The following is a 24,441-nucleotide window of genomic DNA, read 5'->3' on the forward strand; positions in this document are numbered from 1 at the left end:
TCCCGACTGCTCTGGTCGGCCATCCGCCATACATGATCGAGCTGGTCCGCAGACTCTCCCATACGGGATCGCACGTGCGATGCGTCCCGCGTCGGCCGGTGGTGCGCTCCCCGGTGTTCGTCGATGGGCCGCGCGAGGGGCACGCCCCGACCGGGATGACGGCGGTACCGGAGAAGGGAAGGTGTTCGTGAACGCGAAAGGTTCCGGTGCGGAGATCACCGGCCCGGCGTCACGATCGGGCGGGAAGCCGTCGGCCGATGTCGACCGAGCCGCCGCGGCCGGACCCAAGCGCATCTTCGGGCTCGCGTTGCCCACCCTCGGCGTGCTGGTCGCCGAACCGATCTACCTGCTGTTCGATCTGGCCGTGGTCGGCAGGCTCGGGGCGCTCGCGCTGGCCGGTCTCGCCGTCGGCGGATTGATTCTGGCGCAGACGAGCTCGCAGCTGACTTTCCTGTCCTACGGCACCACCGCGCGTTCGGCCCGTCGCCACGGCGCGGGTGACCACCGGGGCGCCGTCGCCGAAGGCGTGCAGGCCACCTGGCTCGCGGTCGCCGTCGGCGCGGCGATACTGCTACTGGTCCAGGCGTTCGCCGTGCCGGTGACGAACGCCATCGCCGGAGGCGGCGACATCGCGCGGGAAGCGCTGGCCTGGGTGCGGATCGCGCTGTTCGGCGTGCCGCTGATCCTGATCTCCATGGCGGGCAACGGATGGATGCGCGGCGTCCAGGAGACACGCAGGCCGTTGGCCTACGTGGTCGCCGGACTCGCGGTGTCGGGCATACTCTGCCCGGTGCTGGTGCACGGACTGCTCGGCGTGCCGTACCTGGGACTGCCCGGATCCGCCGTCGCGAACGTCGCGGGCCAGGTCGTCACCGCCATCCTGTTCATCCACGCGTTGACTCGCGAGCGGGTCCCGCTCGCCCCGCAGTGGCCGGTGATGCGAGCCCAGCTCGTGCTCGGCCGCGATCTCATCGCCCGCAGCTTCGCGTTCCAGGCATGTTTCGTCTCGGCGGCGGCGGTCGCCGCGCGTTTCGGCGCCGCGTCGGTGGCGGCCCACCAGCTGGTCCTGCAACTGTGGAACTTCCTCGCACTCGCCTTGGACGCACTGGCCATCGCCGCGCAAACCCTCACCGGCGCGGCTCTGGGCGCGGGTGACGCCCCGGGCGCGCGCGGCATCGCACGGCGGGTCACCCAGTGGTCGGAGATCTTCAGCCTCGCGCTCGCCGCCTGTTTCGCGGCAGGCGCGGTGGTCGTCCCGGCGCTGTTCACCGACGACCCGGGCGTGCTCGAGCGCACGCACGTGGTGTGGTGGTTCTTCGTGGCGCTCATTCCGGTGGCGGGTGTCGTCTTCGCTCTCGACGGCGTCCTGCTCGGTGCGGGTGACGCCGCCTATCTGCGCACCACCACGCTCGGGGCGGCGCTGCTGGGTTTCCTGCCCGCCATCTGGTTGTCCCTGGCCTTCGATTGGGGCGTTGCCGGAATCTGGTCCGGCCTCGCCGCGTTCATGATGTTGCGGCTGATCGCCGTCGCGTGGCGGGCGTTGTCGGGCCGGTGGGCCCTGGTCGGCGCCGAGGTGCCGAGGTGAGGTGACACCCGGCTCGGCCGGTGCGCGGGAATTCCGACGGATGTGCCAAGGTAGGTGTGGTGATACCCAAGTTGATGGCGGTGAGCGACATCCATGTCGGGCACCAGGGGAATCGGCCGGTCGTCGAGCAGATCACGGCGGATTCGCCGGAGGACTGGCTCATCGTGGCCGGCGACGTGGGGGAGAAGACCGAGGACATCCGGTGGGCGCTGGAGCTGCTGCGCGGCCGGTTCGCCAAGGTGATCTGGGTGCCGGGCAACCACGAGCTGTGGACGACGGCGAAGGATCCCGTGCAGATGTCCGGGGTGGCGCGTTACGACTATCTGGTGTCGATGTGCCGCGACCTGGACGTGCTGACGCCGGAGGACCCCTTTCCGGTATGGCAGGGCGCGGGCGCCGAGGAGCACGGTGGATCGATCACGCTGGCGCCGATGTTCCTGCTGTACGACTACTCGTTCCTGCCGGAAGGAGCCACCACCAAGGCGGAGGGTCTCGCGATCGCTCGCGAGCGCAACGTGGTGGCGACCGACGAATTCCTGCTCTCGCCGGAGCCGTATCTGACCAGGGACGCCTGGTGCCACGCCCGCGTGCAGGTGACCAAGCGCAAGCTCGACGCGCTCGCCCCTGGCACGCCGGTCGTCCTGATCAACCACTTCCCGCTGGTACGGCAGCCGACCGACGTGCTGTTCTACCCGGAGTTCGCGCTGTGGTGCGGCACCGAACTGACCGCGGACTGGCACACCCGCTACAACGTGGTCTGCTCGGTCTACGGTCACCTGCACATCCCGCGGACCTCGCACTACGACGGCGTCCGGTTCGAGGAGGTCTCGCTCGGCTACCCGCGCGAGTGGCAGCGTCGTGGCCTGCCCGAGCGACTGCTGCGCCAGATCTTGCCGACGCCGCAATACCCGCCGGGGACGCTGAACAAGTGGGGCGGCCACTTCCAGGTGACTCCGGAGATGGAAGCCGCCGCCGCGGAAATGCGCAGCAAAGCACAGCAGCGGCGCGGGCTGGCGTAGTCCTCGCCGACCCATCGTCGGGTGGTAGGCCGGACCCGGCGTACGGGCACCACTGCGGCCGTCGACGCAAGTGCGGTCGAGGCGACCTCGATGATGGGCTGCCTGCGGGTGGTGAGGCGGCCGGATGGGCAGGCACACGGCGCTGTGATACCAGGTATCGCGGCTCGGCTAGGCTCTGCGGTGATGATCGAGAACATTCTGCCCGCCGGTGTGGCCACGGCCGAGTTGCTGGCGTACCCGGAGGATCTGAAGCCGCATCCGGCGGAAGAGCATCTCATCGCCAAGTCGGTGGAGAAGCGTCGCCGGGATTTCATCGGCGCGCGTCACTGCGCCCGGCTGGCGCTGGCGCAGCTCGGTGAGCAGCCGGTCGCGATCGGCAAGGGAGAGCGCGGCGCTCCGGTGTGGCCGCGCGGGATCGTCGGCAGCTTGACTCACTGCGACGGTTACCAGGCTGCCGCGCTGGGCCACAAGTTGCGGTTCCGTTCCATCGGCATCGACGCCGAGCCGCATGCCACGCTGCCCGACGGCGTACTGGACTCGGTCAGCTTGCCGCAGGAGCGGGAGTGGCTGAAGACCACCGATTCCGAGCTGCACCTGGACCGGTTGCTGTTCTGCGCCAAAGAGGCCACGTACAAGGCGTGGTTCCCGCTGACCGTGCGCTGGCTGGGGTTCGAAGAGGCGCACATCATGTTCGAGATCGAGGACAGCACCGCCGATTCCGGGCACGGCAGCTTCCACACCGAGTTGCTCGTGCCGGGACAGACCACCGACGGCGGCGCGCCACTGGTCTCGTTCGACGGCCGTTGGCTGATCACCGACGGGTACATCCTCACCGCGATCGCGCACGTCTGATGGACGGACTCGGCGGACTGCTCGTCATCGACAAGGACGGTGGCTGGACCAGCCACGACGTCGTCGCGAAATGCCGGAAACTGCTGCGTACGAAGAAGATCGGCCATGCGGGCACGCTCGATCCGATGGCCACCGGTGTGCTGGTGCTCGGCGTGGAGCGCGCGACCAAACTACTCGGCTTGCTCACCCTGACGACCAAGGCGTACACCGCGACCATCCGGCTCGGTCAGGCGACCACCACCGACGACGCCGAGGGCGAAGTGCTGGCCACGACTTCTGCCCGTCACCTCACCGACGCCGACATCGCCGCCCGTACAGTCGAACTGACCGGGGACATAGACCAGGTCCCGGCCACTGTGAGCGCTATCAAGGTGGACGGTGAGCGCGCCTACGCCCGCCACCGCGCGGGTGAAGACGTGCGGTTGGCCGCCCGGCCGGTCACGGTGTCGCGCTTCGACGTGCTCGCCCGCCGCGACATCGGCGATTTCGTCGATCTCGACGCGGTGGTCGAGTGCTCCTCGGGCACCTACGTGCGGGCGCTGGCCAGAGACCTGGGCGCCGCGCTCGGCGTCGGCGGCCACTTGACCGCGTTGCGGCGCACCAGGGTCGGTCCGTTCACCCTCGAACACGCCCGCACCCTGGACGACTTGGCCGCCGCCGCGGAGTCGGGCGCGCCTCCGCTGAGCCTCGACATGGATCAAGCGGTGCGCACCGCCTTCCCGCACCGTGACATCGATGCCACCCAAGCCGACGACCTGCGCAACGGTCGCTGGCTCGAACCCGCCGGGATATCCGGCGTCTACGCCGCCATCGACCCGGAGGGCCGCGCGATCGCGCTGCTGCAAGAAAGCGGCAAGCGAGCCGCGTCGGTCATGGTCGTGCGCCCGGCCAACTTGTAGGGGTCGACCTGCAAGTTCGCGAGCAGCGATATTTTGCCGCGTTCAAGGTCTTCGACGTCAACGGTGACGGCCGCATCTGCGTCGATGAACTCGAATCGCTCATCCGCCACTGCGGTGCGGGCCGGATCGATGAACCGGCGGATGCTTTGCTTGCCGCCGCCGACCGGGACGGCGACGGCTATCTCTCGTTGCCGGAATTCCGCGCGGCGTTGGGCTTTTTGTCCCGGTGGCGCCCCGCGGTCAGGAGTCGATCTGGTGGCGGAGGCGATCGACGGCGTCGTCCATGTGCTCGACGAGCAGGGCGCGGACCCGAGCGGGTTCGGCCGTGGCGATCGCTTCGCGCAGGTCGACGTGCTCGCGGGCCTGCTCCCGCAGGTCGGGGTAGGTGGTCTGCAGGGCGCCCAGGCACATCCGCGTCTCGATCAGCAGGGTGCGGGCCGCGCGCACCAGGCGCGGGCTGGCCGCGCTCTCCACCAGTGCCTCGTGAAATGCCTGGTCGGCGTCCGAGACCCCCACCGCGTCACCGCGTTCGGCGGCCGCGACCATGTCCTCCACACTGGGCCCGAGCGCCTCGAAGGCGATCGGGCGGCGACCGTCCAGGATCAACTCCAGCGCGCCGCCCTCCAGCGCCGCCCTGGCGCGGTAGATGTCGACGACGTCGTCGAGGCTCAGTTCGATGACGAAAATGCCGCGGTGACGGATGCTGTGCAGCAGGCCCTCGGACACCAGGCGTTGCATCGCCTCGCGCACCGGCCCGCGCGAGACCGCGAACCGCGCGGCGAGATCGGCTTCGCCGAGCTGGGACCCGGGCGCGAGACTGCCGCGCATGATCGCCTCGCGGAGCCGGTCGGCGATCATCTCCGCGGTCGACTGCCGGTTCACCGGCTCGAAATCAACGACGGACATCGGTCTGCCGTTCCGCGAACAGGGTGCCGAGTCCGGGAACGACCGGCTCGGCGCCGGCCAGCCGCAGACCCGCCCAGACCGTCACCTGATTGGCCGTCAGCACCGGTTTGCCCAGCGTAGCCTCCAGCTCCGGCAGCACCGCCAGGGTGTGCATCGCGGTGTCGGGGATGAGCAGCGCCTCCGCGTCGGGATGGTCGTTGTCCACAGCCAGCCGCAGCACTCGAGCCGGGGTGAGGGTGCCCACCTCGGCGGCGGTGTCGATTCCCGCACTGGACATCGAGACGACGTCGATGCCCGCGTCGGCGAGGAAATCCACGAACAGCCGAGCGACCTCGTCAGGATAGCTCGCGGCGACCGCGACGGTACGCAGTCCGAGCGCGTGCGCGGCGTCGGCGAACGCGATGCTGGTGCTGGTCGCAGGCACGCCTGCGACCTCCCCCAAAGCGCGCGCTTGGTCGCGTGCGCCGACGGGGCCGTAGACGAAACTGCCCGAGGTGCAGGCCCAGACGATCGCGTCGGGGCGGTGGGGGGCCAGCAGGGACGCGCCGAGTCGCAATTTCTCCGGACTGCCGAGCTCCAGCAGTTCGGGGACGGCGTGCAGATCGGTGCCGTAGATGTGAGCTACCGGAAGGTGCGCGCCGAGCGCCGCCGCCGCGAGCGGATAATCGTCCTCCGCCGCGTGATCGGGATAGATGAAGCCGACGGTTGGTGCGTGCATGCGATGTTCTTTCCTTCAGAAGACGTTGAGCAGCCACTTGCCGGGGCCCATCATCGGCAGCTTCATCCGGCCGAGACATGCCCACATGGTGAGCTGGTTGGCGGTGAGCACCGGCTTGCCGAGAGCCTTTTCCAGCGGTTCGATCACGTCGTAGGTCGGCAAGTTGGTACAGCTGACGAAGACGGCCTGGGCCTCGGGATCGTCGGCGCCGACGATGCGTTCGGCGATCGTGCGGTAGCTGACCTTCCATATGCCGCCGCCGAGCCCGAGGTGGTCGGAGCGCACCACCGAACACCCGGCTTCGCCGAGGAACTCGTGCAGCCGGTGGGTGAGGATCTCGTCATAAGGGGTGAGCACGGAGATGCGGTTGAGGTCCAGGTGGCGGATCGCTTCGAGCAACGCTCCCGAGGTGGTGACCGCGTCCTGCGCCCCCGCCTGGCAGATGGTCTCGCGCAACGACTTCTCGTAGGCGAGGCCTTTGATGAAGCTGCCCGACGTGCACAGATACGCCACCACCTCGGGCTCCACGTGCAGCACGTTGCGGGTGGCCGCGGTGAGGTGCGCGGCGTCGGACACCAGTTCGGCCATCTCCAGCGACACCGGGACCGGCTCGTAGGGGGTGCGGGCGAGGTGCAGGCTCACCTCCAAGGGCGCCCAGCGCCAGAGCTCTCGTTCGAGGGCGAGATCGAACGGTGCGATGATCCCGATACCCCGTTGGGCAACGGGCCCCTCGAGGTCGGGAAAGCTCAAATCCACTACGGCCCCTCTCGCGCTCAGCCGGGACGACCTCCGAACACGATCGGATTGTTGACAATCATACGATGCCATCTTAGTGTGTCAATGTGGAACAGGGCCCGATTGTCGCCGTCCTGCACAGTGACAGTGTGCCCGACGCCGAAGGAATGGACCGGGTAGCCGATCGCGCCACCATTCGTTACACCGAGGCGTCCGGGTTGGCAGGCGCCCTGCGCGGAGCGGAGATCCTGTTCGTCTACGACTTTCGCACGCGAGCGCTGCCCGGCGCGTGGCACGCCGCCGACCGATTGCGGTGGGCGCACATGGGATCGACGGGCGTCGACCCGGCGATGTTCCCCGAGCTGCGCGCGAGTGACGTGGTGGTGACCAATACCCGGGGCGTCTTCGACGCCGCGATCGCCGAATACGTGCTCGGACAGATTCTCGGTTTCGCCAAGGACCTGTCCGGCTCGCTGCTGCTGCAGCAGCGGCACGAGTGGCGTCATCGGGAATCCGAGCGTGTCGCGGGGGCGACCGCGCTGATCGTCGGCACCGGCTCGATCGGACGCCATATCGCCCGGTTGCTGCGCGCGGTCGGGATGACGGTGCGCGCGGTGGGCAGACGGGAACGCGCGTCTGATCCCGATTTCGGCGATGTCACCACCGACCTGCACGCCGGACTGGCCTGCGCCGATTACGTCGTCGCAATCGCACCGCTCACCGAGCAGACCAGGAACATGTTCGACGCCGCCGCGTTCGCCGCGATGAAACCGCACGCCAGGTTTGTCAACGTCGGCCGTGGGGAACTCGTTGTGACCGACGACCTCGTCGCCGCGCTGCGCACCGGATCGATCGCCGCCGCGGCGCTCGATGTGGTGGACCCCGAGCCGCTCCCCGCCGATCACCCGCTGTGGGAACTGCCGAATGTCCGGATCACCCCGCACAACTCTGGTGACTTCATCGGATGGCGCACCGAGATCGTCAACGCGTTCACCGAGAACTTCGACAACTGGATCGCCGGACGTCCGCTGGACAACGTGGTCGACAAAAGGCTGGGGTACGTGCCCGGCTGAAGGAGCCCATCCATGAGCTACCCCGACAAGAACCAACCCACCGACCCGACCGCTATGACGGCGGTCGAGCTGGTCTCGGCCTACGCGGCGGGCAGTCTGTCGCCCGTCGAGGCGACCGAGGCGATCCTGCGCGCGATCGCCGACCGCGACGGCGCGCTCAACGCCTTCTGTCTCGTGGATCCCGATCGCGCTCTGGTGCAGGCGAAGGATTCCGAGGCGCGGTGGCAGTCCGGCCACGCCCGCGGCCTGCTCGACGGCGTGCCGGTCTCGATCAAGGACGTCTTCCTGACCGAGGGCTGGCCCACCCGCCGGGGGTCGACCTCGATCGACCCGGCCGGGCCGTGGCCGGTGGACAGCCCGGTAGCGGCGCGGCTGCGCGAGGACGGCATGGTGTTCCTCGGCAAGACCACCACCCCGGAGATCGCGTGGAAAGCGGTCACCGACAGTCCGCTGGCCGGCGTCACCCGGAATCCGGCCGACCCGTCCACCACCGCGGGCGGGTCCTCCGGCGGGAGCGCCGCCGCCGTCGCGGCGGGCATGGGCCCGGTCTCGGTGGGCACGGACGGCGGCGGCAGTGTGCGCATTCCGGCCGCCTTCTGCGGCATCGTCGGGTTCAAGCCCACCTACGGACGGATTCCGCTGTTCCCGGCCAGCCCGTTCGGTCCACTGGCGCACGCGGGGCCGATGACCCGCACCGTCGAGGACGCGGCGCTGCTGCTGGACATCCTGTCGCTCCCGGATCCGCGCGACCCGACCGCACTGGCCCCCACGCTCACTGTATTCCGCGCCGAAATGCAGCGCGACGTGCGCGGATTGCGCGTGGCGTACTCGCCGACGCTAGGCTACGCCGCCGTCGACTCCGAAGTCGCCGCGATCGTGGACGCCGCGGTGGCTCGGCTGGCCGAAGCCGAACTCCGGGTCGGCGCCGCGGATCCGGGATTCGAGGATCCCCGCGAAGCCTTCGAACTGCTCTGGGCGGCCGGTGCGGCCACCATGCTTTCCGGCTTCCCGGAAGGCACGCGCGACCGGGTCGATCCCGGGCTGCTGGCGGTATGGGAGCGCGGTGAAACCGTCACCGCGGTCGACTATCTCGCCGCGCGCGACGTGGCGGCTCGGATCGGCATCAAGATGGGGACTTTCCACACCGATTACGACGTCCTGATCACCCCGACGGTGCCGATCCCCGCGTTCGAAGCGGGACACGATGTGCCACCGGGCAGCGGCCTGCACAGCTGGCCGGAGTGGACCCCGTTCACCTACCCGTTCAACCTCACCCAGCAGCCCGCGATCAGCATCCCGGCGGGGGTCACTCGCGCCGGCCTACCGGTCGGGCTGCAGATCGTGGGTCCGCGCCACTCCGACGATCTGGTGCTCGCGGTGGCCCGCTACGCCGAGTTCGTGCTGGCTTCCTGAACGCCGGTGGCCCCGCGGATACCGCGGGGCCACCGTACGGGGCATTCAGGCACGGGCGAACGCGAGTGTCTCACCCTGCACGCCGTGCAACCACAGCGCGTTGCACGCCGCGGCCATCTCGGCGAGCCCCTCTTCGATCGTGGCGAAGACATTGCCCGGCACCCACCCGAGGTCGCCGTTGATCAGCAAATTGTTGCGGCCGTAGAACAGCGCGAGATCGGTGGCGCCGCGCTCGTGCTCGGCCGCGGAGCCGGGCTCGTAACCGTAAGCCGGATTGCCGATCTCCCACGGCTCGAAATCGAACAGGCAGACGTCGCCGGGGATCGGCGTGACGGTCGGATTCTCCCGATGCGGTGCCGCGCCGATTCGTGGGAGCAGGGTGTACACCTCGTTGCGTGCGTACTTGGCGTGGAAGGCGTCGCCTTCTTGCGGCAGCGCGTTCCATACCGCCGCGCAGGTGCGCGGCGCCTCCTCGTCCAGCAGACGGGCGCGGCAGGTCACCGCGGCTTTGGTGAGCGTGATGGTGATGTAGCGGGCCATACGGTTCTGCTTCCTGATCGGTGCCCGCCGGGCGGGCACGGGGGCGGCGACGGTCGCGGCGCTACAACTCGGCGAGCACCTCGGACCAGATCGCCAGAGCGTCCTCGACCTGAGTATCGGTCACGATCAGCGGCGGAATCATCCGCACCACGTTCATGTGCGCGCCGCAGGTCAGCAGCAGCAGTCCCTTGTCCACCGCGGCGCGCTGGGCGGCCGCGGCGGTGACCGGGTCGGGTTCGCCTGTGGCCGTGGTGAATTCGGCGCCCGCGAGCAGTCCGAGGCCGCGTACGTCACCGATCGCCTTGGTGGCGCTGTCGCGCAGGCCGCGCAACAGCTGTGCGCCCCGTGCGGCCGCGTTGTCCACCAGCCCTTCGGATTCGATGACGTCGAGCGTGGCGATCGCCGCCGCGCACGCCACCGCGTTGCCGCCGTAGGTGCCGCCCTGCGAGCCCGGCCACGCACGCGACATCAGCTCGCGCGAGGCCGCGATGCCCGACAGCGGGAAACCGCTGGCCAGGCCCTTGGCGATGGTGATCACATCGGGCCGCACGTCGAAGTGCTGATGCCCGAAGAACTTCCCGGTGCGCCCGAAGCCGGTCTGGATCTCGTCGAACACCAGCAGGATGCCGTGCCGGTCCGCCCGTTCGCGCAGCCCGCGGAAGAACTCGGTGTTGCCCGGGATGTAACCCCCTTCGCCGAGCACCGGCTCCACGATGAACGCCGCGGTCTCGGCGGGCGAGGTGAGAGTGGCGAACAGGTAGTCGAGTTCGCGCAGCGCGAAGGTCGTGGCCTCCTGCTCGCTCCAGCCGTAGCGGTACGCGGTGGGGAACGGCGCGACGTGCACGCCCGACATGAGCGGGCTGAACCCGGCCGAGAAACGGGTCCCTGAGGTCGTCATGGTCGCGGCGGCCACGGTGCGGCCGTGGAAGCCGCCGTGGAAGACGACGACGTTCGGCCGTCCGGTGGCCTGGCGCGCCAGCCGCAGCGCGGCCTCGATCGCCTCGCTGCCGGAGTTGGCGAAGAACAGCGCGTCCAATCCGTCCGGAAGTACCGCGCCGAGCCGTTCGGTCAGCTCGAGCAGCGGCCGGTGCAGCACGGTCGTGTACTGGCCGTGAATCAGCGAGGCGACCTGCGCCTGCGCGGCCGCGACCACGTGCGGGTGGCAGTGGCCTGTGCTGGTCACCCCGATACCCGCGGTGAAGTCGAGGTATCGGCGGCCGTCGGTGCCGTAGAGATAACACCCCGCGCCATGGTCGACCGTTACCGGAGTGGCTTGTTTCAGGATGGGAGAGAGCTCGGTCATGGTGATTCGCCTCCCGCAGCGGTGCAACCACTTGCCGGACAAATGATTGTCTATTGTCGGATTGTCTACAATATGCATAACATGGCGGCACGGGTCGCAGCAATGGCCGAACGCTGCGCGGCGACGGAAGGAGCCACCGACGATGCTCACCGAAAGCGCGCTCAGCGCCGCCGAACGAGCCGCGATCGACACGGTGCCGCGAGGCCTGTTCATCCAGGGGCGGTGGCGTTCGACCGCCCGGACGCTGCCGGTGCTCGATCCGGCGACGGGTGAGCCGCTGTGCGCGGTGGCCGACGCGGACCCGGCGGACGGCTTGGCGGCGCTCGACGCGGCATGCGCGGCGCAACCGGCCTGGGCGGCCACGCCGCCGCGCGAGCGCAGCGATCTGCTGATGCGTGTGCATCGCGCTTTGCTGGCCCAGACCGACCGGCTCGGGCTGATCGCCACGTTGGAGATGGGCAAGCCGCTGGCCGAGGCGCGCGGCGAGATCGCTTACGCCGCGGAGTTCTTCCGCTGGTTCGCCGAGGAAGCCGTGCGCCTGGACGGCGGGTACATGCCCGCGCCGACCGGCGGTTCGCGATTTCTGCTCGCCCGGCAGCCGGTCGGTCCGAGTTTGCTCATCACGCCGTGGAACTTTCCCATGGCCATGGGAGCGCGCAAGATCGCGCCTGCCTTGGCCGCGGGCTGCACCTGCGTGGTGAAACCCGCCGAGCAGACGCCGCTTTCGATGCTCGCGCTCGCCGAGGTGCTGGCGGAGGCCGGGCTGCCCGCCGGGGTGGTCAACGTGGTCACGACGGCCGATCCCGCCGCCGTGATGACGCCGCTGATCCTCGACAGCCGCTCGCGCAAGCTTTCGTTCACGGGTTCGACCGCGGTCGGCAAGCAGTTGCTCGCGCAGTGTGCGCAGACGGTGATGCGCACCTCCATGGAACTCGGCGGCAACGCGCCGCTGCTGGTGTTCGACGACGCCGACCTGGACGAGGCGGTCGAAGGCGCCTTGGCGGCGAAGATGCGCAACATCGGCCAGGCGTGCACCGCCGCCAACCGCATCCTCGTCCAGCGCGGTGTCGCCGAGGTCTTCGCACGCAGGCTCGCCGATCGGATGGCGGCCCTGCCGATGGGCCGGGGCACCGAGCCGGACGTCGTGGTCGGCCCGCTGATCGACGCCGAAGCCGTCGCCAAGGTGCAGCGGTTGGTGGACGACGCCCGCGCCCGCGGCGCCACGGTGCTCACCGGCGGCACCGAGCTCGACGGACCGGGCACCTTCTATCCCGCCACCGTCCTGGTCGACGTCCCCGACGACGCCGAAATGTGCCATACCGAGATCTTCGGGCCGGTCGCCGCGATCGGCGTCTTCGACACCGAGGACGAGGCGGTGGGCCGGGCCAACGACACCCCCTACGGACTGGTGAGCTACGTGTTCACCGAGAACCTCCGGCGCGGATTGCGGGTGTGTGAAGCACTGGAAACCGGCATGGTGGGACTCAACCAGGGCGTGGTGTCGAACCCGGCCGCGCCGTTCGGCGGCGTCAAGGAATCCGGGCTCGGGCGCGAGGGCGGATCGACCGGGATCGATGAATTCCTGGAGACCAAGTACATCGGAGTGCGACTGTGAAGGAGTGCCAGTGAGCGAGTACCGCATCGCCACCATCCCGGGTGACGGGATCGGCGTGGACGTCACCGCGGCGGCGGTGCGCGTGCTCGACGCCGTGCTGCCCGGCCTGGAATGGACCGAATTCGACTGGTCCTGCGAGAACTACCTGCGCACCGGGGCCATGATGCCGCACGACGGCGCGCACCGGCTCGCGGACTTCGACGCGATCCTCCTCGGCGCCGTCGGCTTTCCCGGTGTGCCCGACCATGTCTCGCTGTGGGGGCTGCTGATCCCGCTGCGCCGCGCTTTCGATCAGTACGTCAACCTGCGCCCGGTGCGCCTGCTGCCCGGCACCGAGTCGGCGCTGCGCGGCCGGACCGCCGACGACTTGGACATCCTCATCGTGCGGGAGAACTCCGAGGGCGAGTACTCCCGGATCGGCGGCATCCACAACGAAGGCCGCCCCGACGAATTCGTGCTCCAGGAGTCGGTGTTCACCCGTACCGGGTGCGAGCGGATCATCCGCTACGGGTTCGAGCGGGCCGCCGAACGATCCGGTCGGCTGTGCTCGGCGACCAAGTCGAACGGACTCATCCACTCGATGCCGTACTGGGACAGCGTCTTCGATCGCGTCGCGTCCGAGTACCCGGAGGTGACGACGCGGCAGATGCACGTCGACGCGCTGGCCGCCGAACTCGTGCTGCACCCGGACCGGCTCGACGTGATCGTGGGCTCGAATCTGTTCGGCGACATCCTCTCCGACCTCGCCGCCGCCGTGACGGGAGGACTCGGTCTCGCGCCATCGGGCAACATCAATCCCGAGCGCACCGGCCCTTCGATGTTCGAAGCGGTGCACGGCAGTGCCCCCGACATCGCCGGGCAGGGCATCGCGAACCCGGTCGCGCAGATCCTCGCGGGTGCCATGCTGCTCGATCATCTCGGCGAGTCCGCCGCGGCCGTCGCGGTGGATCGAGCGGTCTGCGACGTGCTCGCCACCGGAGAGATCCGCACCCCGGACCTCGGCGGCACCGCAACCACCGCCGAACTCGGTGACGCCATTGCCACCCGTGCGGCCGAACTGACCCGCCGCGCCGCGCCGGCCGAACTCGGCTGACCGGGTCGCGGAGGCGGTCGGGGAGCGTTCCGCCCGAGCAGGCGCAGCTGCGACAGTCGGTGTGCAGCTCTACCCGGACGTAACGGGGCAATCAGGTGATCACGCGCGGCGGTGGGAGCCGACACCGCCGTGGGAGGCGGTGACAGCGCAGACCGCGTCAGGCGGTGAGCCAGATGGCCTCGGCGGCGGGGCGCCCGAGGTCGGTCGGCGACTCGGTGGCGCCGATCCGGATGGCGATGGTGCCCGCGAAGTCGCGGCGTTCGACGACCGTGATGACGGTGTCCAGCGCGATGCCGACGGAGTCGAAGTAACGCAGCATGTCGGGATCGGCGTCGGAGATGCGCGCGACCCGGCCGGATTCGCCCGCCTGGAAATCGCTGAGCTGGCGCGCGGGCGGAGTGGGGACCGCGCCGTCCACCGACGGGATCGGATCTCCGTGCGGATCGCGGTCGGGGTAGCCGAGTTTGGCGTCGATCCGGGCCATCAGCAGCTCGGAGACCGCGTGCTCGAGCACCTCGGCCTCGTCGTGCACCTCGTCCCAGCCGTAACCGAGCTCGTTCACCAGGAACGTCTCGATGAGCCGGTGCCTACGCACCATCGCTACGGCGGCGCGACGCCCCGCGAGGGTGAGGGCGATCGCGCCGTAGCGGGCGTGTTCGACCAGTCCCTGATCGGCGAGTTTGCGGACCGCTTCGGACACGGTGGAGGCCGACACCCCGATCCGCTCGGCGAGCAACTTGGTGGTCACTTTCTCCTGCGACCACTCCTGCGCGGTCCAGATGACCTTCAGGTAGTCCTGGGCGACCGACGAGAGCACAGGCGCGATCGTCGCGGTACCGCCCGGCGCCGGGGCGTCGGCCAACTCGCGTCGAGTGGCGAGATCTCGTTTACCTGGCACACCCCGAGCTTAGGCACTGGCGTGCCGATGCACACATCGTCGGCCCCGTCGTCGCCCGATCGCGAACGGAACGCGATTCTCCGTTCACTCCCGGTGGGGCGCGACGACGGCCGCTCGAGCGTGTCGTCCGCGGCGGGTGGGTCACACGGTTCCCGGAACCTCCAGCGCACTGTGGAACGCGGCCACGCGGTCGAATCGCGCACCGGCCAGCCGTGCCGTGGCCGGCGCGCCGATCGGCGCACCGGACAGTTCGTAGAACGTCGCCGTGGCGAGTCCGGAGAATCGGTCCCCGGTCACCTCGAGTTCGAAGGCGACGATTCCCTTGCGCACTACGGAGGGGTCAGCTCGATCCACGGTGAACTCCAGGAACGCGCCAGTGACCCGGGAGCCGTCGGCTCGCCAACTACCCATGCCGTTGCTGTCGCTGGTGGCGCGATTGCCGTGATCGGGGTTCGACTGCAGCATCGTGCCACCCGGGTGGAACTGCATCACGTGGTAACCGAACGGAGCGCCCTCGGCGACCACCTCCCACGTGCCCAGCACCGGATGCCGATCGTTCATGCTGTGCCTGTCGAGGCCGGGGCTCCGCAGACGGCTCCCAGCAGCGCGATGCCACGGTCGATGTCGTCGCGGGGCACGTTCGCGAAGCTCAGCCGCATCGTGTTGCGGTGGCCGGTGACGTCGTCGGCGTAGAAGGCGCTTCCGGGCAGGAACGCGACCCCCCGTCGCAGCGCTTCCGGCAGCGCCGCGTCGGCATCGAAACCCGCCGGTCCCTCGACCCACAGGAACATCCCGCCTTCGGGTGTGGTCCACCGGAACCCGGCCGGGAGGTGCCCCCCGACCGCAGCGGTCAAGGCGTCCAACTTGGCCGAGTAGGCCTCGACGACGTGGGCGAGGTGCGCCGCACCGGCCGAACTGCCGAGGAATTCGGCGGCAATCGCCTGGCAGTACGTCGACGTTTGCATATCGATGCCCTGCTTCAACGCGAGCACTGTTTTCAGCAGATCCTCGGGCATGACGGTGATTCCGACACGAATCGCCGGAGCGAGAGTTTTCGACAGTGACGTGATGTAGACCGAGTTGTCCGGCGCGAAAGACCACAGCGCGGGCGGTGCGACGCCGCGATAGCGCAGGTCTGTATAGACGTCGTCCTCGACAATCAGCGTGCCGTGGCGGACGGCGATCTCCGCTATTCGTTCACGCCGCCCGGCGGGCATCGTCCGCCCGGTCGGATTCTGGAACGTGGGCAGCAGGTAGACGAATGCCGCGCCGTATCGGGCCAAAGCCTCCTCGAGCGCTTCCGGCACGATGCCGGATTCGTCGGACGGCACCGCGACGACGGTCGCTGCGTGGCTACGGAATTCTTTGACGGCCGGGCCATAGGTCGGTGTTTCGACGAGCACCACGTCATGCGGGTCGAGCACCGCCAAACACAGGTTGTGCAGAGCGCCGGATCCGCCGGTCGAGATATGCAAGCGCTCGGGCGTGCATCGAATATCGCGGTTGCGCAGCAGGTTTCGCGCTTCGACCAGCAGCGGGGCGAATCCTTGGGTCATGCCGTACTGCAGGACCGCGCTGCCGTATCTTTCGATGACGCTCTGCGAGAGCGTCGCGACGAGCTCGCCCGGGAGCAGGGCGGGGTCGGGTGCTCCGACGGCGAACGAGACGACCTCGGGGCGTCGTGCCAGCGTCGCGAAGATGTCATCGATGGGTCCGCTGCTCACCTCGGCCGCGCGGCGGCTGCGCTGCAGGCGTGTCACGTCAGGAACCGACCGGGCCGCGCCGCAAGCGGGCAACGACTTCGGGGACCCGGGCGTCGTATTCCGGGGTCAGTACCACGTCGTCGTTGAACAGGGGATCGGTCCGCATTTCCACCGCGACCAGGTCCTCGGTCTCGTCGAGGTTCACCGCCACGTGCACGACTCCGTCCGGGATGTAGATGAACTCGCCCGGACCGTGGAAATACGGGATCAGCTCCGGGCCGATCAGGGTGACCGCCTGCCCGCGCAGGCAGACGACGACGATCTCGCTGTGCGCGTGATAATGCGCTTTGGACATGGCACCGGGGGTCATGTTGACCATGCCCGCCGAGATGCCGGTAGCGCCACAGGTTTCGGTGGTGACGCAGGGGATGAGGCGTTGTCGTTGCCGCCCCATTGTTTCGGCCGCATCGGACGGGTTGATCACACGCACGTGCTTGACTGCACTTTTCATGGCTACTCCGGGGGCACTACTGTCGCCGACGAATTGGACGCTAGACCATTCCCCCTGATGGCGAGACGAGCTTGTGAGCCCGCAGAAAACCGGGGATGAATGGGCTCTTTCGCGAATACGTTCGATTCGTTTCCAGCGGGCGAAGTTTTCCCGGAGATGTCGGTGAACCCGACGTCACGGCACGGTGGCACGCAAGATCACGGCAGTCCGGGCCATCTCCCAGCTATGCCGAGGTGGGCGCCACCGCCACCGCCACCGGCGGCGTGCGGCTGGGGCTCGATCCCGCTCCGCCTCTCCGGTCGGCTCGAGCAGGCCGGCATCCGCGTCGTATCCGTACCGGTGACGTAGGACCTACCGGCACTCGCATGGCTGGGGGCGGCTCGAACCCGGTCGTCGGCTCACGGCGCCGCAACCGTTGTGTGAGATCAGCACGCCCGAATACTGTTCGCTACCTGCTTTGCGTAGGCTGCGCACTGTGCAGAGATGGCGAAGTCTCGACGAAGTGCCCGCGGACTGGGGGCGCTGTGTTCTCACGATCGGTGTGTTCGACGGTGTGCACCGCGGCCACGCGCAGCTGATCAGCAGAGCCGTGAAATCCGCCGCCGCGCGCGGCGTGCCTGCGGTGCTGATGACCTTCGACCCGCACCCGATGGAAGTGGTCCGCCCCGGCTCGCACCCCGCGCAGCTGACCACACTGACCCGTCGTGCCGAACTGGCCGAGGAACTGGGCGTGGACGTCTTCTGCGTCATGCCCTTCACCCACGAATTCATGAAGCTGGCACCCGCCCGTTATGTGCACGATCTGCTGGTGGAGCGGTTGCACGTGGTCGAAGTGGTCGTCGGCGACAACTTCACCTTCGGCAAGAAGGCCGCGGGCACGGTGGAGACCATGCGCGAACTCGGCAAGCGCTTCGGCTTCGAGGTCGACGGTGTGACGCTGCTCGGCGAACACGCCGTGACCTTCTCCTCGACCTACATCCGCGCGTGCGTGGACGCGGGGGACATGGCGGCCGCTGCCGAGGCGCTGGGCCGCCCGCACCGGGTCGAGGGCGTCGTCGTGCACGGTGACGGCCGCGGCAAGCAACTCGGTTTCCCGACCGCGAACGTCGCGCCGCCCATGCACGCCGCGATTCCGGCGGACGGCGTGTACGCCGGGTGGTTCACCGTGCTCGGCCCCGGCCCGACCATAGGCACGGTCACCCCGGGCGAGCGGGCCATGGCCGCCGTCTCGGTGGGCACCAACCCGACCTTCTCCGGACGCGCCCGCACCGTCGAGGCGTACGTGCTCGACGGCGAAGCCGATCTCTACGGTCAGCACGTCGCGGTCGACTTCGTCGAGCACCTCCGCGGCCAACGCAAGTTCGAGTCGGTGGACGAGCTCGTCGAGTGCATGGGCCGCGACGTGGAGACCACGCGAAAGATCCTCACCGCCGTCGACGCCCGGTGATCGTCAGGACGTCATGAAGTCGAGCAGGTCCCGGTTGAGCTGGTCGGCATGGGTGATGTACAGCCCGTGCCCCGCGGTCGGGTACTCCTTGTAGACGCAGTCCGGCACGAGTTTCGCGATGCGCCTGCTGCTGGCGTCGATCGGAATGGACTGATCCGGCTCCCCGTGCACGACCAGGGCGGGAATCGGCAGATTCCGCAGCGTCTCGCGATGGTCCGACACGAAGGTCGACTCCCAGACCGCGATGGTTGCCCACGCAGCGGTGGACAGGCAGCGGCGCATCTCGTGTTCGATCAGCGCGGGGGAGACATCGTTGCCGAGGTGGGTGGCGAAGTATCCCTGTGCGCGATCGGCGAACCACTTGGGCCGATCGGTGCGCCACTGCGCGATCGAGGCCAGGCTCATCTCGTCCGGAAGCCCTTCGGGATTGTCCTCGGTCCGGCGCAGGAACGGCAGCGTGGTGGCCAGCAGCGCGATGCGCGCGACCCGTGCGGTGCCGTGCCTGGCCAGGTAACGGGCCACTTCCGCGCCGCCCGCGGAGTGGGCGACCAGGGTCAGGTCGCGCAGATCCAGCCGTTCGATCAGTTCGGCCACGTCGTCGGCGCGAGTGTCCAAGTCGTACCCCGTGGACGGCCGGTCGGAGCGGCCGTGCCCGCGCCGGTCCAGCAGCACGCAGCGGTGACTCCGCTCGGCGAAGAACGGGACTTGGTACTCCCACATCTCCGTGTTGAGCGCCCACCCGGCCAAGAACACGATCGGTGCTCCGGTTCCGTAGTCCTCGTAGGCCAGGCGGGTGCCGTCGGTCGTCTCCAGGTAGGGCATCGTCGTCTCCTCGTATTCGGCGGTACGAGAGGAAGATTCGCAGCCGAAGTGCGGTGAGTCGATTACCCGGCAGGTAATGCCCACGCTTCCGTGCGACGCGCGAGCGGAGCCGTCGGCCACGCCTGCCGGTCCGCGATTTCAGGGGAAGGATCCGGTCCGGTAGGGTGGTCCCTCGGGTTTGCTGCGGTCCGCGGTGGCGCCCGCCCCGGGTAACCGGACATTCGAGCGCGGAACTGAGAAACAGGAGTGGATGCCCCATGGCGCTGACCACCGAGCAGAAGTCGGCGATCCTCGCCGAGTACGGCCTGCACGAGAAGGACACCGGTTCGCCGGAGGCGCAGATCGCGCTGCTGTCCAAGCGTATCGCCGACATCACCGAGCACCTGAAGAAGCACAAGCACGATCACCACACCCGCCACGGTCTGATGGCGCTGATCGGTCGTCGTAAGCGGCTGTCGAAGTACCTGCAGGACAACGACATCAACCGCTACCGTTCGCTCATCGAGCGGCTGGGGCTCAGGCGCTGATTCGCCGGCGCCGCGGCGCTGGGTGCTAGTGGCCCCCTGTGGCTGACGTCCGAGCGACCGCCGTCGGCGACTTCGTCGTCTATGCGGCGGCACTCGGACGGGAGCCGGGCCGCGAAGGCACCATGCTCGGTTTGCTTCGCTCGGACAACGGGTGGGGCCGGTGTGGTTCTGATTGTGGGATAGCTTGCGCGCCGATATCGCGCAGTGCTGACGTGCGGCGATTTCGATCAGCCCTGGCCGGTGCGTGTCGGGCAACTGCTCGCGCAGTTCGAGACTGCAGTTCCAGGCTGCAGTTCCAGGCTGCAGTTCCAGGCTTCGGCGCGGCAGATCATCGGTGCCGTTCATGTGGTGCCCGGGTTTCGAGCTTCGCGCGATTTCCTGGTCTTGCGTGTCGCACCCGGAGAGTTCTCGGCTGAGTCCGGGGTTCGGGGACGGCTGGCGCGGCACCAGGTGCCGGCCGCTACCCGATCGCCGGGCTCATTGCGTGGTTCTATCGGGCCGACGGTGCCCGAATCTGTGGCATTCGGGCCTCGTTTCTTCGTCGATTCACGTAGGGCCCACTTCGTCCGCTGCCTGTGGGGGCGCGGCCGGGGTTCGGAGAGCGTTCGGCTGTGGCGGGGCCTGAGTGGTAAGTGTGACTCCCGACACGTGATGTCCGAGGCGGTCGCTGGTTCAGCCGAGGGGGAGACGTACAATCGCTCCGTTGGCTATTTGTGTAGAGGGGTGGATCGGCCCCGTCGCACGACAACATTGCACAGCCGTATGCACCCGCCCGCGTGGCGTCGGTCTTCGGTAGTGGCCTATCGGCAGCGAGTTGGCGCCGTCGGGCTTCGATCGATGACCGCCTCCGCGTCGCCGTTTCCAAGGGGAGACGGCCGGGTGTGCGCGTCGCAGCCACGAGGGTTGCCGCGCGTCCGTACCCGGTACGGCTGACGACAGCCGGATCGCGCCCACCGGGCGCTCGAGCCGGCGAAGACGAGAGGTTGAGAGAGAAGAATGACCGAAACAACTGAACGCAAGAGCTCCGCCGTCGAGGTCGAGCCCGGTGTTTTCGAATCCGTCGCGCTGATCGACAACGGCGCCTATGGCACCCGCACCATCCGGTTCGAGACCGGACGTCTTGCCCGGCAGGCCGCCGGTTCCGTCGTCGCCTACCTGGACGACGAGACCATGCTGCTGTCGGCCACCACCGCGGGCAAGCAGCCCAAGGACCAGTTCGACTTCTTCCCGCTGACGGTCGACGTCGAAGAGCGGATGTACGCCGCGGGCCGCATCCCCGGATCGTTCTTCCGCCGCGAGGGCCGCCCCTCCACCGACGCGATCCTGACCTGCCGCCTGATCGACCGGCCGCTGCGCCCTTCGTTCGTCGACGGCTTGCGCAACGAGATCCAGGTCGTGGTCACCGTGCTGAGCTTGGACCCGAAGGACTTCTACGACGTGGTGGCGATCAATGCCGCGTCCGCGTCCACCCAGTTCGCCGGTCTGCCGTTCTCCGGCCCGGTCGGTGGCGTTCGCGTCGCGCTGATCGATGGCCAGTGGGTCGCCTTCCCGACCACCGAGCAGCTCGAGGACGCCGTGTTCGACATGGTCGTCGCCGGCCGTGTGGTCGACTCCGGTGACGTCGCCATCATGATGGTCGAGGCTGAGGCGACCGAGAACGTCATCACGCTGATCGAGGGCGGTGCGCAGGCGCCGACCGAGGCCGTCGTCGCCGAAGGCCTCGAGGCCGCCAAGCCGTTCATCGCCCGCCTGTGCCGCGCGCAGCAGGACCTGGCCGAGCTGGCCGCCAAGCCCACCGAGGAGTTCCCGCTCTTCCCGCCGTACGGCGCGGACGTGTACACGGCCGTCGAGGGCACCGCCAAGCGCGAGCTGAGCGAGGCGCTGAGCATCTCCGGCAAGCAGGAGCGCGAGGAGAAGATCGACGAGATCAAGCTCGCTGTCCTCGAGCGTCTCGTCGAGGACTTCGCCGGACGGGAGAAGGAGCTGGGGGCGGCGTTCCGCTCGGTCACCAAGAAGCTGGTGCGCCAGCGCATCCTGTCCGACGGTTTCCGCATCGACGGCCGCGGCCTGGCCGACATCCGCGCGCTGTCCGCCGAGGTCGCGGTGGTGCCCCGGGCGCACGGCTCCGCGCTGTTCGAGCGTGGCGAGACCCAGATCCTGGGCGTCACCACCCTGGACATGGTGAAGATGGCCCAGCAGGTCGACTCGCTCGGCCCGGAGACCAGCAAGCGCTACATGCACCACTACAACTTCCCGCCGTTCTCCACCGGCGAGACCGGCCGCGTCGGTTCGCCCAAGCGCCGCGAGATCGGCCACGGCGCACTGGCCGAGCGGGCGCTGATCCCGGTGCTGCCCAGCCAGGAGGAGTTCCCCTACGCCATCCGCCAGGTCTCGGAGGCGCTGAGCTCCAACGGTTCCACCTCGATGGGTTCGGTGTGCGCCTCCACCCTGTCGCTGCTGAACGCTGGCGTGCCGCTGAAGGCGCCGGTCGCCGGTATCGCGATGGGTCTGGTGTCGGACACCATCACCAACGACCAAGGCGAGGAAGAGGTCCGCTACGTCGCGCTGACCGACATCCTCGGCGCCGAGGACGCCTTCGGTGACATGGACTTCAAGGTCGCGGGCACCCGGGAGTTCGTCACCGCGCTGCAGCTGGACACCAAGCTGGACGGTATCCCCTCGCAGGTGCTGGCCGGCGCGCTGAGCCAGGCCCACGACGCGCGCACCACGATCCTGGACGTGATGGCCGAGGCCATCGCCACCCCGGACGAGATGAGCCCGTACGCGCCGCGCGTCACCGCGATCAAGATCCCGGTCGACAAGATCGGCGAGGTGATCGGCCCCAAGGGCAAGGTGATCAACCAGATCACCGAGGACACCGGCGCCAACATCTCCATCGAGGACGACGGCACCGTGTTCGTCGGCGCGACCGACGGCCTTTCGGCGCAGGCCGCGATCGACGCGATCAACGCCATCGCCAACCCGCAGCTGCCGAAGGTCGGCGAGCGCTTCCTGGGTACGGTCGTCAAGACCACCGCCTTCGGCGCGTTCGTCTCGCTGCTGCCGGGCCGCGACGGCCTGGTGCACATCTCCAAGCTGGGTAACGGCAAGCGCGTGGCCAAGGTCGAGGACGTGGTGAACGTCGGCGACAAGCTGCGGGTGGAGATCGCCGACATCGACAACCGCGGCAAGATCTCGCTCGTGCCGGTCGAGGAGAACGCCGAGGAGCCCGGCGACGACACGGCCGATGCGGGCTCGGCCGGGACCGAGTAGTACTTGTCCCTGTGACGAAGAAGAAGACGACAACCCCTCTGCTCAGCACCGGGCAGGGGGGTTCGTCACTCGAGCTGCGGGCGGACACGGACGGGGGAGTGCGGCGCACCGTGCTGCCCGGCGGGTTGCGCGTGGTCACCGAGCATCTGCCCGGGGTCCGCTCGGCCTCTATCGGCGTCTGGGTGGGGGTCGGTTCGCGCGATGAAGGCCCGACTGTCGCGGGTGCCGCACACTTCCTGGAGCACCTGCTGTTCAAGGCGACGCCGACGCGCTCGGCCCTGGACATCGCGGAGGCGATGGACGCCGTCGGCGGCGAGTTGAACGCGTTCACCGCGAAGGAACAGACCTGCTACTACGCGCACGTCCTGGACGAGGATCTGCCGCTGGCCGTCGACCTGGTCTCCGACGTGGTGCTCAACGGCCTGTGCCGGTCCGCGGACGTGGACGTCGAGCGGCAGGTGGTGCTCGAGGAGATCGCGATGCGCGACGACGACCCCGAGGACCTGGTCGGTGACTCCTTCCTGTCCGCGCTGTTCGGCGATCACCCGATCGGGCGCCCGGTGATCGGCTCCATCGAGTCCATCGAGGGGATGCGGGCCGCGCAGTTGCGCTCGTTCCATCTTCGGCGTTACCGGCCGGAGCGTATGGTGGTCGCGGTCGCGGGCAACGTGGAGCACGACCACACCGTGGAATTGGTGCACCGCGCTTTCGAGAACCGGCTCGACCCGGCGGCGGCGCCCGCGCCGCGGCGCGAGGGCCGATTCCGGCCGCACGGCGCTCCGCAGCTGCACTGGAGTCATCGCGACAGCGAGCAGGCTCATCTGGCTTTCGGCGTGCGCGCCTTCGGGCGCCACGAGGGAGACCTACGGTGGCCGCTGTCGGTGCTCAACACGGTGGTCGGCGGCGGGCTGAGTTCCCGTCTGTTCCAACGCATCCGGGAAGAACGCGGGCTGGCCTACTCGGTGTATTCCAGCGTCGACACCTTCGCCGACACCGGCGCGTTCTCGGTCTACATCGGCTGCCAGCCGGAGAATCTCGGCGAGGTGGCGGCACTGGCCCGCGGCGTACTGGAGGAAGTCGCCGCCGACGGCATCAGCGACGCCGAGTGCGCGCGGGCCAAGGGCTCGCTGCGCGGCGGGCTGGTGCTCGGCTTGGAGGACTCCGCCTCGCGCATGAATCGTTTGGGGCGCAGCGAACTGAGTTACGGCAACCATCGCAGCGTGTCCGAGACCTTGTCCCGCATCGACGCCGTCACCACCGACGAAGTGTCCGCCGTCGCGCGCACGCTGCTGGCGCGGCCTTTCGCCGCGTCGGTCGCCGGACCGTACAAGCGCACCCGCGATCTCCCCGCTGCCGTCCGGCGGCTGGTGCCGAGCTGATCCTGGCCCGAGCCGTGAGGGAGGGGTTCGCGGCTTGGCGTGAATTCCCTCGCCGCGATACTGTTTCGGCCGCCCGGCCGGCGATCCTCGCCGGAGGGCGTTGAACTCGATTGTCCGGGTGTCGGATCCG

The 24,441-nt window shown here is 68.9% G+C and carries 22 protein-coding genes and 1 pseudogene; 13 read left to right on the forward strand and 10 right to left on the reverse strand.

Features of this window, described 5'->3' with window-relative positions; genetic code table 11:
* The first annotated feature begins 214 nt into the window (after window positions 1–214).
* From K8O92_18300 to K8O92_18320, 5 genes and pseudogenes are all read left to right on the forward strand, one after another.
* On the forward strand, window positions 215–1,585 hold the full coding sequence (locus K8O92_18300) for an MATE family efflux transporter (GenBank protein UAK35784.1): 1,371 nt from the start codon (window positions 215–217) through the stop codon (window positions 1,583–1,585).
* 59 nt (window positions 1,586–1,644) lie between these two features.
* Window positions 1,645–2,604: a metallophosphoesterase gene (locus tag K8O92_18305; GenBank protein ID UAK29938.1), complete on the forward strand. Its 960-nt coding sequence runs from the start codon at window positions 1,645–1,647 to the stop codon at window positions 2,602–2,604.
* A gap of 183 nt (window positions 2,605–2,787) precedes the next feature.
* A complete protein-coding gene (locus K8O92_18310) occupies window positions 2,788–3,456 on the forward strand; it encodes a 4'-phosphopantetheinyl transferase superfamily protein (protein ID UAK29939.1) in 669 nt (222 codons plus the stop codon).
* Window positions 3,456–4,355, forward strand: a complete 900-nt coding sequence (gene truB, locus K8O92_18315) for a tRNA pseudouridine(55) synthase TruB (GenBank protein ID UAK29940.1) — start codon at window positions 3,456–3,458, stop codon at window positions 4,353–4,355. The genes K8O92_18310 and truB overlap by 1 nt, the downstream gene beginning before the upstream one ends.
* A pseudogene (locus tag K8O92_18320) lies at window positions 4,247–4,582 on the forward strand (EF-hand domain-containing protein). The gene truB and the pseudogene K8O92_18320 overlap by 109 nt, the downstream one beginning before the upstream one ends.
* A gap of 13 nt (window positions 4,583–4,595) precedes the next feature.
* On the opposite strand, the gene K8O92_18325 reads toward K8O92_18320, so the two are convergent.
* The 3 genes from K8O92_18325 to K8O92_18335 are packed head-to-tail and all read right to left on the reverse strand — an operon-like array spanning window position 4,596 to window position 6,735.
* Window positions 4,596–5,261 (reverse strand): GntR family transcriptional regulator, encoded by a 666-nt coding sequence (locus K8O92_18325; GenBank protein UAK29941.1) that lies wholly within the window; start codon window positions 5,259–5,261, stop codon window positions 4,596–4,598.
* Window positions 5,248–5,979: a maleate cis-trans isomerase gene (locus tag K8O92_18330; GenBank protein ID UAK29942.1), complete on the reverse strand. Its 732-nt coding sequence runs from the start codon at window positions 5,977–5,979 to the stop codon at window positions 5,248–5,250. Before K8O92_18330 ends, K8O92_18325 begins: the two co-directional genes overlap by 14 nt.
* A gap of 15 nt (window positions 5,980–5,994) precedes the next feature.
* Window positions 5,995–6,735: an Asp/Glu/hydantoin racemase gene (locus K8O92_18335; protein UAK29943.1), complete on the reverse strand. Its 741-nt coding sequence runs from the start codon at window positions 6,733–6,735 to the stop codon at window positions 5,995–5,997.
* 86 nt (window positions 6,736–6,821) lie between these two features.
* Here K8O92_18335 and K8O92_18340 point away from each other — a divergent pair, with 86 nt between their 5' ends.
* Together K8O92_18340 and K8O92_18345 are read left to right on the forward strand one after the other, a co-directional pair.
* A complete protein-coding gene (locus K8O92_18340) occupies window positions 6,822–7,787 on the forward strand; it encodes a D-2-hydroxyacid dehydrogenase (protein UAK29944.1) in 966 nt (321 codons plus the stop codon).
* Between the two features lie 12 nt (window positions 7,788–7,799).
* Entirely contained in the window at window positions 7,800–9,200 is a 1,401-nt protein-coding gene (locus tag K8O92_18345) for an amidase (protein ID UAK29945.1), read from the forward strand.
* 45 nt (window positions 9,201–9,245) lie between these two features.
* On the opposite strand, the gene K8O92_18350 is transcribed toward K8O92_18345, so the two are convergent.
* Entirely contained in the window at window positions 9,246–9,740 is a 495-nt protein-coding gene (locus tag K8O92_18350; protein UAK29946.1) for a DUF3830 family protein, read from the reverse strand.
* A gap of 61 nt (window positions 9,741–9,801) precedes the next feature.
* Entirely contained in the window at window positions 9,802–11,043 is a 1,242-nt protein-coding gene (locus K8O92_18355; GenBank protein UAK29947.1) for an aminotransferase class III-fold pyridoxal phosphate-dependent enzyme, read from the reverse strand.
* A gap of 142 nt (window positions 11,044–11,185) precedes the next feature.
* Here K8O92_18355 and K8O92_18360 point away from each other — a divergent pair, with 142 nt between their 5' ends.
* Both K8O92_18360 and K8O92_18365 read left to right on the forward strand, forming a co-directional pair.
* Window positions 11,186–12,658, forward strand: coding sequence for an NAD-dependent succinate-semialdehyde dehydrogenase (locus tag K8O92_18360; GenBank protein ID UAK29948.1), 1,473 nt, complete (start codon window positions 11,186–11,188; stop codon window positions 12,656–12,658).
* Window positions 12,618–13,751, forward strand: a complete 1,134-nt coding sequence (locus K8O92_18365) for a tartrate dehydrogenase (protein ID UAK29949.1) — start codon at window positions 12,618–12,620, stop codon at window positions 13,749–13,751. Before K8O92_18360 ends, K8O92_18365 begins: the two co-directional genes overlap by 41 nt.
* Window positions 13,752–13,908: 157 nt before the next feature.
* Here K8O92_18365 and K8O92_18370 read toward each other — a convergent pair whose 3' ends face one another.
* The 4 genes from K8O92_18370 to K8O92_18385 form a co-directional block, all read right to left on the reverse strand.
* Window positions 13,909–14,613 (reverse strand): metal-dependent transcriptional regulator, encoded by a 705-nt coding sequence (locus K8O92_18370; protein ID UAK35785.1) that lies wholly within the window; start codon window positions 14,611–14,613, stop codon window positions 13,909–13,911.
* A gap of 177 nt (window positions 14,614–14,790) precedes the next feature.
* Window positions 14,791–15,210 (reverse strand): hypothetical protein, encoded by a 420-nt coding sequence (locus K8O92_18375; protein UAK29950.1) that lies wholly within the window; start codon window positions 15,208–15,210, stop codon window positions 14,791–14,793.
* Window positions 15,207–16,400, reverse strand: a complete 1,194-nt coding sequence (locus tag K8O92_18380; protein ID UAK35786.1) for a PLP-dependent aminotransferase family protein — start codon at window positions 16,398–16,400, stop codon at window positions 15,207–15,209. The genes K8O92_18375 and K8O92_18380 overlap by 4 nt, the downstream gene beginning before the upstream one ends.
* A gap of 10 nt (window positions 16,401–16,410) precedes the next feature.
* Window positions 16,411–16,863, reverse strand: coding sequence for a cupin domain-containing protein (locus K8O92_18385; protein UAK29951.1), 453 nt, complete (start codon window positions 16,861–16,863; stop codon window positions 16,411–16,413).
* A 475-nt stretch (window positions 16,864–17,338) separates the two neighbouring features.
* Between K8O92_18385 and K8O92_18390 the strand changes: the two genes are divergently transcribed.
* Window positions 17,339–18,310 carry a bifunctional riboflavin kinase/FAD synthetase gene (locus K8O92_18390; GenBank protein ID UAK29952.1) on the forward strand — a complete coding sequence of 324 codons (972 nt, stop codon included), beginning with the start codon at window positions 17,339–17,341 and terminating at the stop codon, window positions 18,308–18,310.
* Window positions 18,311–18,313: 3 nt separating this feature from the next.
* Here K8O92_18390 and K8O92_18395 read toward each other — a convergent pair whose 3' ends face one another.
* Window positions 18,314–19,132, reverse strand: a complete 819-nt coding sequence (locus K8O92_18395; GenBank protein UAK29953.1) for an alpha/beta hydrolase — start codon at window positions 19,130–19,132, stop codon at window positions 18,314–18,316.
* 257 nt (window positions 19,133–19,389) lie between these two features.
* On the opposite strand from K8O92_18395, the gene rpsO reads away from it, so the two are divergent.
* The 3 genes from rpsO to K8O92_18410 all read left to right on the forward strand — a co-directional run bounded on the left by rpsO (window position 19,390) and on the right by K8O92_18410 (window position 24,311).
* On the forward strand, window positions 19,390–19,659 hold the full coding sequence (rpsO, locus tag K8O92_18400; protein ID UAK29954.1) for a 30S ribosomal protein S15: 270 nt from the start codon (window positions 19,390–19,392) through the stop codon (window positions 19,657–19,659).
* A 996-nt stretch (window positions 19,660–20,655) separates the two neighbouring features.
* On the forward strand, window positions 20,656–22,932 hold the full coding sequence (locus K8O92_18405) for a polyribonucleotide nucleotidyltransferase (GenBank protein ID UAK29955.1): 2,277 nt from the start codon (window positions 20,656–20,658) through the stop codon (window positions 22,930–22,932).
* A gap of 38 nt (window positions 22,933–22,970) precedes the next feature.
* Window positions 22,971–24,311, forward strand: coding sequence for an insulinase family protein (locus K8O92_18410; protein UAK35787.1), 1,341 nt, complete (start codon window positions 22,971–22,973; stop codon window positions 24,309–24,311).
* The last annotated feature ends 130 nt before the right edge of the window (window positions 24,312–24,441 follow it).

The sequence above is a fragment of the Nocardia asteroides genome (genome assembly GCA_019930625.1).
Lineage (GTDB): Bacteria > Actinomycetota > Actinomycetes > Mycobacteriales > Mycobacteriaceae > Nocardia > Nocardia sputi.

Coding starts and splice junctions, on each gene's coding strand:
- K8O92_18375 (UAK29950.1), bottom strand. CDS start 15,210: ATGAACGATCGGCATCCGGTGCTGGGCACGTGGGAGGTGGTCGCCGAG.
- truB (UAK29940.1), top strand. CDS start 3,456: ATGGACGGACTCGGCGGACTGCTCGTCATCGACAAGGACGGTGGCTGG.
- K8O92_18365 (UAK29949.1), top strand. CDS start 12,618: ATGAATTCCTGGAGACCAAGTACATCGGAGTGCGACTGTGAAGGAGTG.
- K8O92_18360 (UAK29948.1), top strand. CDS start 11,186: ATGCTCACCGAAAGCGCGCTCAGCGCCGCCGAACGAGCCGCGATCGAC.
- K8O92_18405 (UAK29955.1), top strand. CDS start 20,656: ATGACCGAAACAACTGAACGCAAGAGCTCCGCCGTCGAGGTCGAGCCC.
- K8O92_18350 (UAK29946.1), bottom strand. CDS start 9,740: ATGGCCCGCTACATCACCATCACGCTCACCAAAGCCGCGGTGACCTGC.
- K8O92_18355 (UAK29947.1), bottom strand. CDS start 11,043: ATGACCGAGCTCTCTCCCATCCTGAAACAAGCCACTCCGGTAACGGTC.
- K8O92_18310 (UAK29939.1), top strand. CDS start 2,788: ATGATCGAGAACATTCTGCCCGCCGGTGTGGCCACGGCCGAGTTGCTG.
- K8O92_18385 (UAK29951.1), bottom strand. CDS start 16,863: ATGAAAAGTGCAGTCAAGCACGTGCGTGTGATCAACCCGTCCGATGCG.
- K8O92_18395 (UAK29953.1), bottom strand. CDS start 19,132: ATGCCCTACCTGGAGACGACCGACGGCACCCGCCTGGCCTACGAGGAC.
- K8O92_18330 (UAK29942.1), bottom strand. CDS start 5,979: ATGCACGCACCAACCGTCGGCTTCATCTATCCCGATCACGCGGCGGAG.
- K8O92_18325 (UAK29941.1), bottom strand. CDS start 5,261: ATGTCCGTCGTTGATTTCGAGCCGGTGAACCGGCAGTCGACCGCGGAG.
- K8O92_18345 (UAK29945.1), top strand. CDS start 7,800: ATGAGCTACCCCGACAAGAACCAACCCACCGACCCGACCGCTATGACG.
- rpsO (UAK29954.1), top strand. CDS start 19,390: ATGGCGCTGACCACCGAGCAGAAGTCGGCGATCCTCGCCGAGTACGGC.